At 70.3% G+C, this 12,424-nt stretch carries 13 protein-coding genes; 11 read left to right on the top strand and 2 right to left on the bottom strand.

Going from position 1 to position 12,424, the window contains the following annotated elements; translation table 11 throughout:
- The first annotated feature begins 4 nt into the window (after positions 1-4).
- Positions 5-1,069 (top strand): hypothetical protein, encoded by a 1,065-nt coding sequence (locus PZE19_RS09940; RefSeq protein ID WP_277860456.1) that lies wholly within the window; start codon positions 5-7, stop codon positions 1,067-1,069.
- An 18-nt stretch (positions 1,070-1,087) separates the two neighbouring features.
- Here PZE19_RS09940 and PZE19_RS09935 read toward each other — a convergent pair whose 3' ends face one another.
- Positions 1,088-2,164, bottom strand: coding sequence for a ligand-gated ion channel (locus tag PZE19_RS09935; protein WP_277860455.1), 1,077 nt, complete (start codon positions 2,162-2,164; stop codon positions 1,088-1,090).
- 224 nt (positions 2,165-2,388) lie between these two features.
- Here PZE19_RS09935 and PZE19_RS09930 point away from each other — a divergent pair, with 224 nt between their 5' ends.
- The 7 genes from PZE19_RS09930 to lgt all read left to right on the top strand — a co-directional run bounded on the left by PZE19_RS09930 (position 2,389) and on the right by lgt (position 8,740).
- The gene (locus PZE19_RS09930; protein ID WP_277860454.1) at positions 2,389-3,165 is read left to right on the top strand and encodes a ubiquinone/menaquinone biosynthesis methyltransferase; all 777 of its coding nucleotides are present in this window, start codon (positions 2,389-2,391) and stop codon (positions 3,163-3,165) included.
- On the top strand, positions 3,162-3,776 hold the full coding sequence (locus PZE19_RS09925; protein ID WP_277860453.1) for a UbiX family flavin prenyltransferase: 615 nt from the start codon (positions 3,162-3,164) through the stop codon (positions 3,774-3,776). The genes PZE19_RS09930 and PZE19_RS09925 overlap by 4 nt, the downstream gene beginning before the upstream one ends.
- Positions 3,777-3,779: 3 nt before the next feature.
- Positions 3,780-4,649: an SDR family NAD(P)-dependent oxidoreductase gene (locus tag PZE19_RS09920; protein WP_277860452.1), complete on the top strand. Its 870-nt coding sequence runs from the start codon at positions 3,780-3,782 to the stop codon at positions 4,647-4,649.
- A 4-nt stretch (positions 4,650-4,653) separates the two neighbouring features.
- The gene (locus tag PZE19_RS09915; RefSeq protein ID WP_277860451.1) at positions 4,654-5,532 is read left to right on the top strand and encodes a UbiA-like polyprenyltransferase; all 879 of its coding nucleotides are present in this window, start codon (positions 4,654-4,656) and stop codon (positions 5,530-5,532) included.
- Positions 5,533-5,675: 143 nt separating this feature from the next.
- The gene (locus PZE19_RS09910; protein ID WP_277860450.1) at positions 5,676-6,464 is read left to right on the top strand and encodes a hypothetical protein; all 789 of its coding nucleotides are present in this window, start codon (positions 5,676-5,678) and stop codon (positions 6,462-6,464) included.
- A 197-nt stretch (positions 6,465-6,661) separates the two neighbouring features.
- The gene (mqnE, locus tag PZE19_RS09905; protein WP_277860449.1) at positions 6,662-7,810 is read left to right on the top strand and encodes an aminofutalosine synthase MqnE; all 1,149 of its coding nucleotides are present in this window, start codon (positions 6,662-6,664) and stop codon (positions 7,808-7,810) included.
- A gap of 96 nt (positions 7,811-7,906) precedes the next feature.
- A complete protein-coding gene (gene lgt / locus PZE19_RS09900; RefSeq protein ID WP_277860448.1) occupies positions 7,907-8,740 on the top strand; it encodes a prolipoprotein diacylglyceryl transferase in 834 nt (277 codons plus the stop codon).
- Positions 8,741-8,761: 21 nt separating this feature from the next.
- Here the strand turns inward: lgt and arfB are convergent, their stop codons facing one another.
- Positions 8,762-9,187 (bottom strand): alternative ribosome rescue aminoacyl-tRNA hydrolase ArfB, encoded by a 426-nt coding sequence (arfB, locus tag PZE19_RS09895; protein ID WP_277860447.1) that lies wholly within the window; start codon positions 9,185-9,187, stop codon positions 8,762-8,764.
- Positions 9,188-9,459: 272 nt separating this feature from the next.
- Between arfB and PZE19_RS09890 the strand changes: the two genes are divergently transcribed.
- From PZE19_RS09890 to pstA, 3 genes are read left to right on the top strand one after another with little or no spacing between them, the layout of a single operon-like run.
- Positions 9,460-10,464 carry a PstS family phosphate ABC transporter substrate-binding protein gene (locus PZE19_RS09890; RefSeq protein WP_277860446.1) on the top strand — a complete coding sequence of 335 codons (1,005 nt, stop codon included), beginning with the start codon at positions 9,460-9,462 and terminating at the stop codon, positions 10,462-10,464.
- 43 nt (positions 10,465-10,507) lie between these two features.
- Positions 10,508-11,479 carry a phosphate ABC transporter permease subunit PstC gene (pstC, locus tag PZE19_RS09885; protein WP_277860445.1) on the top strand — a complete coding sequence of 324 codons (972 nt, stop codon included), beginning with the start codon at positions 10,508-10,510 and terminating at the stop codon, positions 11,477-11,479.
- On the top strand, positions 11,476-12,423 hold the full coding sequence (pstA, locus tag PZE19_RS09880; RefSeq protein WP_277860444.1) for a phosphate ABC transporter permease PstA: 948 nt from the start codon (positions 11,476-11,478) through the stop codon (positions 12,421-12,423). The genes pstC and pstA overlap by 4 nt, the downstream gene beginning before the upstream one ends.
- Position 12,424: the final 1 nt, after the last annotated feature.

Below are 12,424 nucleotides of genomic sequence, written 5' to 3'. Positions count from 1 at the left end.
CCCCATGCCCGCCGTCGGATTCCCCCCGAACGCCCCATCTCCGCTGGCCTGGGCCGCCGAGGAGCCGGTGGATCTGCGAATCTGGGCGATCCTGGGCGGCGCGGGCCTCGTCCTCCTGACGGTCGAGCTGATCCGGCTGATCCTCCGGGCCCGGCGCGAATCACGGCCCCTGGCGACCGGCGTCGCGAGGGGGCCGATCGCGAACCCGGCCCTCGGCCCGGTCGAACTCCCGATGGAGCCCCGGGAGCCCAACCCCCACGCTCCGCGTTACTTCCGGTACCTCGGGCCGTTCCGAGACGACCAGCGGGCCGAGGTGCGGCCGGCGATGCCCTGGCGGAGGGTCGCGTGCCCGCCGCTGCGGGGCCGGATCGTGCTGGTCTCGCTGTTCGTGGGGGCGGACGGACGGGCATGGAGCGACGAGGAGATCGCCCGGCACCTGGCCTCGCTGGGACGCGCCGCGAGGTGGATGGAAGAACAGGCCGGCCGCTACGGCGCGGCGTTGGGGGTGGGTCTGGCGGACGTCTATTTCCAGGTCGACGGCGATCCCACGCCCGAAACCGACGTCGTCGTCGCGCAGAGCGGGGGGGAGGTCGGCCTGTTCGAGGCCGACTCGACGGCCCGCGCCCTGACCATCATGAGTCGGGCGGCGGCGACGCTGGGGTTCCGCGACGCGGTCGACTTCGTCCAGGAGGTCGCCGCGCGACTGCCCGGGGCGACCGTCGCCTGGCTGCTGCACCTGCGGCTGGCGGGCCGGTCGTACGCCGTGCCGCTCGACCGGACCGAACTCGACGGGGTCAGCCTGGCCTTCTGCCACGCCCGGCAGGCCAACTTCACCGAGCCCCTGATCCGACCCCCCGTCCCTCGCGCGGGGGTGCTGGCGCACGAGGTCATGCACCTCTTCGGCGCCGAGGACAAGTACGGCTGGCCCCTCTCCCGCTTCCCGCCCGGGAGCGTGACCCGCCGCGACGTCATGCGGCTGGAATCGGAGCGGCTCTCCGAACTGCGCGTCGACCCCCTGACCGCCGGCGAGCTGGGCTGGGGGCCGAGGGCGGCGGACGTTCGGGCCTGAGGCGGACTCCCGGGCCGATCAGGCGAACGAGAACGCGGCGACGGCGAGCCCCGAGATCACGAAGGCCAGCGGGAACACCCATCGGGCCGCCTTTTGCAGCTTGAGCGCCCGCTCCACCCCGTCGCGGCGGATGACCACGTGGATCGCCGAGACCGAGAAGATGACCGCGAGGACGAACAGGAACGAGGTCAACGTGTAGCGGTCGATGAAGGTCAGGTAGGCCACCTTCGGCAGCGAGAAGTCGATCGCATACGTGAACGTGACCAGCGACAGGAGGATGGCCAGCCCGGTGCTGACCTGGGGCTGGAGGTTCGTGGGCTCGAACCAGAAGACGATCCAGGACGCCACGACCAGGAGACTCATCGGCAGCAGGACCCGCCAGACGTAGAACGTGTACCGCCGGCTGATGTCCACGTCGAACATCAGGCGCTCGTCGCTCGGGCCCTCGTCGCGGTCGGGCTCGATGCGGGCCGAGACCGCCTCGATGTTCCAGTCCGTCACCGAGGCTTCCGACAGCTTGCCGACCCTCTTGGGGTCGATGATCAGCCTGAGGTCCTTGGCGAAGGGGTCGAACGCCGAGACCACGACGGTCAGCGTCTGCTCGTCGAACGGGAACCGCTTGAGCCGCAGCGGCGACTGGAACTTGTGGCTGAACCGGATCCGCTGGGCGACCCGGCCGTCGTCGTCCACGTAGAGGTCCCCCTCGCGCTCGGCGTTGACCTGCTCGACGGCGTTGACGAATTCGAGCGCCGGGGCCCAGATCTGGCCGGGCCGGTAGCGTCGGACCTTGCCCCGCCGTTCCTCGGGCTTGAGGACCAGCGTCGGGTCGGTCCAGGCGGTGTCGAGATAGGCCGCCATGTCGAACGACTCTTCGCGCAGGTTGATGCGCGCGAAGTCGATCAGGTAGACCCCGAGCGAGATCTCGATCCGCGCGCCCCCTTCGCCCGGCCAGTGGATCCCTTCCAGGCGGAGCGGCCCGGCGATCGGCCCGTCCGGGCCGGCCCCGACGCGGGCCGGCGCGAGCCCCGTCGTCGCGGCCAGGACGAGGCCGGCCCACATCAGCCTGCGAGAAGCGGGGGATGTCGCCGCGGGCACGTTCACCTCGTCGGACGGATTTCTGAATAGGTCGATGAATGCGTCTTCAGCTTAGCGAAGCCTATGCCGTCATGATGCACCCACGACGATTTTCGATCTCGGTTCAGGTCTGGGGCGAACCTGCGGGGCCGCCGGCGGTCGCGCGTCGACTTGTCGGGAGGCGGTGTCGAGGCAACAATGACTTGTCTCCACCCAACCCCGACGACCCCAGCGGACGACGCCCCGTGCCCCTATCCGAACCCGCGACGGCCCCGCCGGCCCCCGCCGCCCCGTCATCGTCCGAGGACAAGTCGAACCAGCGCGTCCGGCGGATGTTCGCGTCGATCGCCAAGCGGTACGACCTGCTCAACCACCTGCTGAGCCTGAACATCGACCGCTCGTGGCGGCGGTTCACGACCCGGACGGTGCCCCCGACGCCCGGCGACCCGGTTCTGGACTGCTGCACCGGCACCGCCGACCTGGCGATCGAGTACGACAGGGCCGGGAAGGGACGCTCGCCGATCGTCGGGGCCGACTTCTGCCGCGAGATGCTCCTCGTCGGCGACGAGAAGATACGGAAGATCGGGGCCGAGGGCCGCATCACCCTCGTCGAGGGCGACGCCCAGCACCTGCCCGTCCCCAGCGACGCGTTCGGCGTGGTCAGCGTCGCGTTCGGCCTCCGCAACGTGCGCGACACGGTCGCCGGCCTCGACGAGCTGATCCGCGCGGCGAGGCCCGGCGGCAAGGTGGCCGTCCTGGAGTTCTCCCGCCCCCGGGGCCGCGTCCTGGGGCCGATCTACCTCGGGTTCTTCCGCAAGATCCTCCCCCGGATCGGCCAGGCGGTCGCGCCCAACGAGGATTCCGCGTACCACTATCTGCCCAAGACGGTCCTGGAATTCCCCGACGGTCAGGATCTGCTCGACTTGATGGGCTCGCGCGGGCTGGTCGACCTGGAGATGCACCCGCTGACCTTCGGGATCGCCACGCTCTACGTCGGCGTCAAGCCGCCGGCGCGGCCATGACCGACGACGGGCTCCCCCTGGTCGTCGCGATCACCGGGGCCAGCGGCGCGCCTTACGCGCTCGCCCTGCTGCGGACGCTCCTGGGGCTGGGCCGGACGGTCCACCTGACGATCAGCCCGAGCGCCGTCGAGGTGATGCTGGCCGAGGTCGGCCTGGCCCCGAAGCTCAACGCCTTCGACCCGGCCGCCTGGCTGGGCGAGGTCGGGCCGGGTCGCTTGATCTATCACCATCACCGCGACTTCTCCGCGGGGATCGCCAGCGGTTCGTTCCTGACGGCCGGCATGGTGGTCGTCCCGTGCAGCATGAGCACGCTGGGTTCGATCGCCCACGGGATCACGACGAACCTCGTCACCCGCGCGGCCGACGTGCACCTGAAAGAGCGCCGCAAGCTGATTTTGGTCCCGCGCGAGACCCCCTTGAGCCTCGTCCACCTGGAGAACATGCTGCAGGTCACGCGGGCCGGGGCGATCGTCCTGCCCGCCTCGCCCGCCTGGTATCATCGGCCGAAGGGGCTCGAAGACATGGTCGCCTTCGTCGTCGGCCGGATCTGCGACCAGCTCGGCGTCGCCAACCGGCTGATCCCGCGCTGGGGCGAAGGGGAGGGGGGCTGAACCATGCCGGATGCTCAACCCGCCGGCCGCGTCGTCCTGATCACCGGCGCCTCGTCCGGCCTGGGAGCGGCCATCGCCCGCGAGATCGCCCGGCGCGGCAAGGCGTCGGCCTTCGCGCTGGTCGCGCGGCGCGAGGATCGCCTGGCCGCGCTGGGCGACGAGCTGAAGCGGCTTGCGCCGGGGGTGGACGTCCTGACGATCCCGGCCGACCTATCCCAAACCGAAGCCTGCGCTCTTGTGGCGAAGGAGGCCGTCGAGCGGTTCGGGGGCGTCGACGTGCTGATCAACAACGCGGGCCTCGGGCTGCCGACGCTCTTCGCCGACGCCCCGGTCGAGGACCTCGAACAGCAGGTCGCAGTCAACTTTCGGGCCCCGCTGCTGCTGACGCGGCACCTGGTCGGCTCGCTGACCGCGCGGCGGGGGACGGTGATCAACATCGGCTCGGCGATCACCTGCGTGGCGAACTCGGCGCTAGGGGCCTACGGGGCGACCAAGGCCGGGATCGCCTACTGGAACGACGCCCTCCGCCGCGAGCTGCGGCCCGACGGCGTGACGGTCTGCCTCGTCGAGCCCGGCCCGATCAGGACCGAGTTCACCGAGGCCTTCCAGAAACTCGCCCGCGACGGGGCCCAGGCGCACCCGGTGGTGGAGACCCCCTCGGCCTGGATGACGGCCGACGTCGAGGACGTGGCGCGGCGGGTCGCGGGCCTGATCGACCGTCCCAGACGCCGGTTGTCCGTCCTTCGCCGCATGGTCTGGCCGTTCCGGGCGATGGGGGCGCTGGCCTGGGCGTTCCCGGCGCTGGGGGACTGGCTCGTCACCCGGATTTTCCACGTCGACCAGGCCTCGGGACGTGCTGGAAAGGCTCGCTGATCCCATGTCGATCGCCCTGCGGCGCGTCCGCGACTACCTGGAGCTGGTGCGGTTCAGCCACACGCTGTTCGCCCTGCCGTTCGCGCTCATGGGCGCCTTGCTCGCGGCCTGCGGGCCGGAAGGTCTGCGAGGGCGGCCTCGCGACTGGCTGGGGATCTTGCTCTGCATGACGACCGCGCGGTCGGCGGCCATGGCTTTCAACCGCCTCGTCGACCGCGACGTCGACGCCGGGAACCCCCGCACGGCGGGGCGACACATCCCCCGCGGGGCGCTCAGCCCGGCGGCCGTCGCGCTCTTCACCGTCCTTTGCGCGGCGGCCTTCGTCGCCTCGACGCTACTCTTCCTGCCCAACCCCTGGCCGCTGCGGCTGGCCGTGCCGGTGCTGCTCTGGCTGCTGGGCTACTCGTACACGAAGCGGTTCACCAGCCTGGCTCACTTCTGGCTGGGGGCGTCGCTGAGCCTCGCGCCGATCGCCGCCTGGATCGCCCTGCGGGGCGACATCGCCTGGGCCCCGGCCTGGCTGGGCCTGGCCGTCTTCTGGTGGGTCGCCGGCTTCGACCTGATCTACGCCTGCCAGGACGCCGAGTACGACCGCAGCGTCGGCCTGAACAGCGTCCCCGCGCGGCTGGGCGTCGCCGGCGCGCTCCGGCTCGCGGCGTTCTGCCACGCGCTCATGGTCGCGGCCCTGATCGGCCTGGGCGTCTCATACCCGCTGGGCGCGATTTATTACGTCGGCGTCGCCGCCGCGGCGGTGCTCCTGGTCTACGAGCACTCCCTGGTCCGTCCCGACGACCTCGACCGCGTCAACCTGGCGTTCTTCCACGTCAACGTGATCATCAGCATGGGCCTGCTGGTCGTGACGCTGTTCGACCTCTTCCTCTGAGGCGACGGCCGCTGCACCGGGACGAGGCGGTCGCCATTTCCCGGAAATCCCCGGACATGGGGCGCGCCGTAGTCGCGAATCGGCGATTCCTCCAGTAGAGGGTTCCCTTCGTCGGCTTCAACGTCCCGGACCGGGAGGCAGCGGTGCTGCGATTCCAACACCTCGTCCTGTCACTGTCGCTCGTCGCTCTCGCCTCCTCCCCGAGCCAGGCGGCCGACGCGCCGGCCGTCGCCGCCCTGAAGGAGAAGGGGCTGACGAGGTCGGGCCGCTTCTTCGTGATCGAGGCGGAGCAGGCGGCGCTGGAGAAGTGGAAGGCGGCCCGTCCCGTGCTGGCCGGTCACGCGGCGAACGTCGAGCGCAAGAGCCGGGCCGATGCAGCCGCCGAGGAACTCGCCCAACTGGAAGCGAGCCGGGTCGAGCTGCAGAACACGCTGAGCGACCTCGACCAGCAGGTCAACCCGCAGGGGTTCCAGCCCGGCGGGTTCGGTCAGGGGGGCTTCGAACAGGGGAGTTTCGGCCAGACCGGATTCGGCGGCCAGGCGTACCTGGCCCAGGTGAACACCCAGCGCGCCTGGGTGCGGGCGAATCTGGTCGAGATCGCTTCCCTGCAGCGGGCCGCCCGGTCCGAGACGCCCAAGGACGAGAAGGCCCTGGAAGCCGAGATGCAGAAGAGCCTGGAAGCCGTGCGGACCGCCCTGGCGGAATTCCGCGAGGCGGCCGACGCCGTCGTGAGGCGATACGACGAGCTGGACGTCGACCCCGCGGTCAAGTCGGCGTTCCAGGCGCTGGAAAAAGCGAAGCTGGGCGGACTGAAACTCGGACCGACGCCCGAGTTCGGCAACGCCCTGAAGGCGCTCGCGAAGGCCGAGCGGACGTACCTGGAGAAGAAGTCGCCCGTCGTCTCGCGGACGAGGTCGCGACCGCGGCGATGAACCGGCCCGTCGGGGTTGCGCGGAAGGGGCGAACGTCCGCGAGGCCGGCCCGGGGGGCGGCTTGGTCGTCGAACGTTTCGCCGGCTTCCGCCGCGACGTCTCGGCAGGTGTTGCCGTATGATTCAATCACGACTAAAATTCGAGAAACCGCCCCGACCGGCGGGTTGAACCGATATCGTTCGAGGATGGGAGCGGACATGGCCGACGACGTGGCTCGTCTGAAGGTGATTCGCGAGAAGGTGGAGGCCGGCGAGCGGCTCAGCTTCGACGACGGGCTGGCGCTGGAGGCGTCGCGCGACATCCTGGAGATCGGCGCGCTGGCGAACCTGGTTCGCGAGCGGAAGAACGGCGACCTCGGGTTCTACAACGTCAACACGCACATCAACCCGACGAACGTCTGCGTCTACACCTGCGACTTCTGCGCCTTCCGGGCCGACCTCGACGAGCCCAAGGCTTACGTCATGTACCGCGACCAGGTCGTCGAGCGCGCCCGCCAGGCGAGCGAGCGGGGGGCGACCGAGATCCACATCGTGGGCGGGCTGCACCACAAGCTGAAGCTCGACTACTACTGCGACGTCATCCGCTGGATCAAGGAGGTCGACCCCGAGATCCACGTGAAGGCGTACACGGCCGTCGAGGTCGAGTTCTTCGCCAAGATCACCCGGGTCTCGACCGAGGAGGTCCTCAAGCGGCTGATCGACGCCGGCCTGGGGAGCCTCCCGGGCGGCGGGGCCGAGATCTTCCATCCCGAGGTCCGCGAGAAGATCTGCGGGGCCAAGGCGACCACCGAACAGTGGCTCGACGTCCACCGCACGGCCCACCGGCTGGGGCTGCACTCCAACGCCACGATGCTCTACGGCCACATCGACGGCCCCGTCCATCGGATCGACCACATGGTCCGGCTCCGCGAACTGCAGGACGAGACCGGCGGGTTCCAGACGTTCATCCCGCTGGCCTTCCACCCCGACAACTCGGAGATGGCCGACATCCCCCGGCCCTCGGGGATGATGGACCTCAAGACGATGGCCATCAGCCGCTTGATGCTCGACAACTTCCCGCACATCAAGGCGTATTGGGTCATGCTCGGCCTGAAGACCGCCCAGGTGGCCCTCTCGTTCGGGGCCGACGACATCGACGGCACCGTGGTCCACGAGAAGATCTACCACGAGGCCGGCGCCGAGACGCCCCAGGAGGCGACCGTCGCCGAGATCCGCCGCCTGATCGAGGAGGCCGGCCGCGTCCCCATCGAGCGCGACACGCTCTACCGCGAGATCCGCCGCGAGGGGGGCCGCTGGTCCGCCGGCGCCAAGATCCAGACGCCCTCGCTCGCGATTCTGAACTCCTGATTGATTGGCCTTGCCCGCCGCCGCCCCCGCTGGCATCCTCCCGACGACCCCGGCGCGTACGACGCGCGCCGGCCCCCTCGCCGAAAGGACGCGGCCATGCAACCGATCTTGTTCGAGGCCCTCGGCTTCAAGGTCCACGCCTACGGACTGATGATGGCCCTGGCCTGCGCCTCGGCGCTGGGGATCTCGGTCTGGCGGGCGCGCCGCGAGGGGATGGACGCAGACGCCGTGTACGAGCTGGCGACCTGGCTCTTCCTGGGCGGCGTCGTCGGCGCCCGGGCCCTCTTCGTGATCGTCTATCCCGGGTCGATCCACTCGGTCCTGGACGTCTTCAAGGCCTGGGAAGGGGGCGGGGTATTCTACGGCTGCATTCTGGGCGGCCTGGGCGGGACGCTGCTCTACTACCGGCGGCGACCCTTCCCGTTCCTCAAAATGGCCGACGTCGTCGCCCCCGCACTGGCGGTCGGCGCGTTCTTCGGGCGGATCGGCTGCCACCTCAACGGCTGCTGCCACGGGGCCGTCACCCGCGCCGCGTGGGGCGTCCGCTTCCCCTACGGCTCGCACGCCTGGGCCGAGCATGTCGACCACGGCCTGATCCCGCCCGACGCCCCGTGGTCGCTCCCGGTCCATCCGACCCAGTTAATCGCCTCGCTCGGCGGCCTCGTCCTGCTCGTCGTCCTGACGGCCTATTTCCCGTATCGCCGCCGCCCCGGCCAGGTGATGGCGCTTTTGATGATCGCCTACCCGATCACCCGCTGGCCCGTCGAAGTGCTCCGCGCCGACGACCCAGGCGTCTTCGCCGGTGTCACCGTCTCGATGCTCATCAGCCTGGGGCTGCTCGCGGGGGGCGTCGCGCTCTGGATGCGGCTGCGCGGCGACGAAGAACGGATCGAACGGCTGGTCCTCGAAGGCCGTCCGGCCGCTGCCTGAGAGCCTGCGGGCCGGCGGAAATCATTCCTCGTGCGCGCCGGGGTCTTTCCGCCGCGACTTGGATTCGCTGTGCTTCTTCTTGGAGGCCAGCCGGCGCTTCTGGGAGCCGAGGGTGGGGCGGGAGGGGCGGCGGGGCTTGGGGCGTTCGCAGGCCTTGGCGATCATCTCGACCAGGCGTTCGACGGCGTCGCGCCGGTTCGACTCCTGGGTCCTCTCGGCCTGGGCGAGGATCGACAGGAAGCCGTCGCCGCCGACCCGTCGCCCGGCCTGGGTGATGAGGCGGCGCCGCACGTCCTCCGGGAGCGACGGCGAGTTGGTCGCGTCGAACCGGAGGCGCACGGCCGTCGAGACCTTGTTGACGTTCTGCCCGCCGGGGCCGGATGAGCGGATGAACTCGAATTCGAGTTCCGCCTCGTCGAGCGTCACCCGGTCGTTGACCACGATCATCGCGTGCCGTCCACCAGCCAGGGGAATGAAAGAGGGATTCGGCGAGCGCCGCCCTTCCAGTGTATCGCCGTCGCGGGAGAATCGCCCCGGAAGTTCGCCGATCCGCCGGACTCCGCCCATCCTCACGTCGACTTCATATGAACTTCATGAAGGCGCGATAGACTGGACGGGCGGAGCGGGCTCGCGGACAATCGCGAGGTGTTCCCCCGGGCGGGCCGGTCCGTCCGGCGGAAGACTCGCACCCTCTCCTCGAGACGAAGGATCAGCGATCCATGCGGCCCTGGCGTGAACGATTTCGGCTCCTGGCCCTGGGCGCGGCCCTCGGCGTCGTCGGGGGATGCGGCGGGGGCGGCGGCGCAGCCAACGATGCCTCGACCCCCGCGCCGACCATCATCATCGACGGCTCCAGCACCGTCTACCGGATCAGCAAGGCGGCGCAGGAGGGGTTCGCGGCGGTCGACCCCGACGTGACGGTGGTCGTCGACAACCACGGCACCGGCGGCGGCTTCGGACGCTACCTGCAGGGCGAGGTCGACATCGTCGACGCCTCGCGCGACGCCAAGCCCGAGGAGGCGGAGAAGGCCCGCAGCCAGGGGATTGAATGGACTCGGCTGCTGGTCGGCTACGACGGCATCACCCTGACGGTCAACGCCAAGAACGACTTCGTCAAATCGCTGACGGTCGAGCAGATCAAAAAGTTGTGGGAGCCGGGCTCGACGCTCAAGACCTGGAAAGACCTCGACGGCTCGTGGCCCGATCGGCCGATCATCCTCTACTCCCCCGACAACGACTCGGGCACCTACGAGTTCTTCACCGAGGCGATCGTCGGCAAGGCCAAGAGCCAGCGCGAGGGCGTCCAGCAGAGTTCCGACGACAACATCCTGGTCAACGGCGTCGCCGGCGACCCGGACGGCCTGGGCTACTTCGGCTACGCGTACTACGCGGCCAACAAGGAGAAGCTGCGGGCCCTGGCGGTGCAGGCGACGGCCGACGCTCCGGCGGTCGTCCCCAGCCCCGAGACGATCGCCGACAAGTCGTACAAGCCGCTCTCGCGGCCCCTCTACCTGTTCGTCAAGAATTCCGCGGCCCGGCGGCCCGAGATGGGGCGATTCCTGTCGTATTACCTGGACAACGTCTCGACTCTCGCCGTGAAGGGGGGATACGATCCCCCGAGCGCGGACGAATGCCAGGCGGCCAAGGCGGCGCTGGCCCGGCTGACCGCGGCGCCGGGTGCCGGCTCGGCCGAGCCGGCCGCCAAGACGCCCGCGACCCCCTGAGCGAGCGATGCCGCCCGAACGTCCCGTCTCCCCGGATGCGACCGTGACCCCCAAAGCGCCGCCGAGCCCGCCGACCGCCCTTTCTTCGCAGGACGACGCGTGGAGCGGCCAGTCGCGGGCCTCGGCCGTCGCCGAGCTGCTCGCGCCGGTCGTGCTCGGTTTGTGCGGGCTCATCACCGTGCTCACGACGCTGGGGATCTTGCTCGTCCTCACGGTGCAGACGGTCGAGTTCTTCCTCAAGGCGAAGATCGGCGTCGGCGATTTCCTGCTGGGGGCGGTGCTCAAGCCGGACGCCCTGCCGCCGAAGTTCGGCATCCTGCCGCTGGTCTGGGGGACCTTCCTGATCGCCTTCGGGTCGTCGTGCATCGCGCTGCCGATCGGGCTCATGAGCGCGATCTACCTGAGCGAGTACGCCCCGCGGGTCGTGCGGTCGGTTCTCAAGCCGACCCTGGAGCTGCTCGCCGGCGTGCCGACGATCGTCTACGGCTACCTGGCCCTGCTGCTGGTCACGCCGGTCCTCAAGGCGATTTTGGAGCCCCTGGGCGTGCGGGTCGACCAGTTCAACGCCCTGTCGGCCTGCGTCGTGGTCGGGGTGATGATCGTGCCGCTGGTCTCGTCGCTGAGCGAGGACGTGCTCTCGGCCGTCCCCTCGGGCCTGCGCGAGGCGGCGTACGGGCTGGGGGCGACCAAGTTCGAGGTCTCGACGCGGATCGTCCTGCCGGCGGGGCTCTCCGGGGTGGTGGCGTCGTTCATCCTGGCGATCAGCCGGGCCGTCGGCGAGACGATGGCGGTGGTGCTGGCGGCCGGGATGATCCCCCAGATCACGCTCAACCCGCTGACCTCGGTCGAGACGATGACGACCTACATCGTCCAGGTCATCAGCGGCGAGGCCGCCTACGGCTCGGCGAAGTACCTGTCGCTGTTCGCGGTGGGGCTGGCCCTGTTCGGCATCACGATGACGCTCAACGTCATCTCCAGCCTGGTGCTCAGGCGTTACCGCGAGGTCTACCAATGAGCGACGCGTCGGCCGGGGCGTTCCGGCCGCATCGGCGGATGCGGCGCTGGCTGGGGCCGATCTTCGGCGCGGCCTGCCTGCTGGCGACGCTGACGGGCGTGGTCGTGCTGACCGTGCTGATGGGGGCGATCCTCGCGGCCGCGTTGTCGGGGCCCCCCCATCCCCCCTGGCATGACGTCGCGGCCAACTTGAGCGAGCTGGGCTCGCTGCTGCGGCGCCTGGTCTCCGGCCGCCAGTCGAGCACCCCCGCCGCGGCCGGCTACCACGTCGGGCTCGTGGGCAGCCTCTGGCTGCTGGGGCTGGTCACGGCGATCGGCATCCCCGTGGGGATCGGGGCCGGGGTCTTCCTGGAGGAGTACATGCCGGAGGGGCGGGCGCGGCGGGTGATCCAGACCAACATCGCCAACCTGGCGGGCGTCCCCTCGGTGGTCTACGGCATCCTCGGCCTGGCGCTCTTCGTGCGGGCCTTCGGGATGAAGGGCCTGGCCCTGGGGCCGTCGCTCCTGGCGGGGGTCCTGACGCTCGGCCTGCTGATCCTTCCCACCCTGGTGATCACGACCCAGGAGGCGCTCCGCACGGTGCCGGCGTCGCTCCGCCAGGCCGCCCTGGCCCTGGGGGCGACGCGCTGGCAGGTCGTCAGCGGCCACGTCCTGCCGGCGGCCCTGCCGGGCATCATGACGGGCACGATCCTGGGCCTGTCGCGGGCGATCGGCGAGACGGCGCCGCTCTTGATGGTGGGCGCCGCCGGCTCGCTGCTGCGGGCGCCCCGCGGCCCGCTCGACCGCTACACGGCGCTGCCGGTCGAGATCTACAACTACGCCAAGGAGCCCGATCGGGAGTTCCAGGCGGTCGCCGCGGGCGGCATCCTGATCCTGGTGGTGCTGCTGCTGTCGATGAACGCCGTCGCCATCCTCATCCGCAACCGCTTCCGCCGCGGCCGCTGAA

Origin of the sequence: Paludisphaera mucosa, assembly GCF_029589435.1 — a bacterium.
Lineage (GTDB): Bacteria > Planctomycetota > Planctomycetia > Isosphaerales > Isosphaeraceae > Paludisphaera > Paludisphaera mucosa.
The sequence above is the reverse complement of the archived record's forward strand: the minus strand, read 5'-3'. Positions and strand labels throughout refer to the sequence as shown.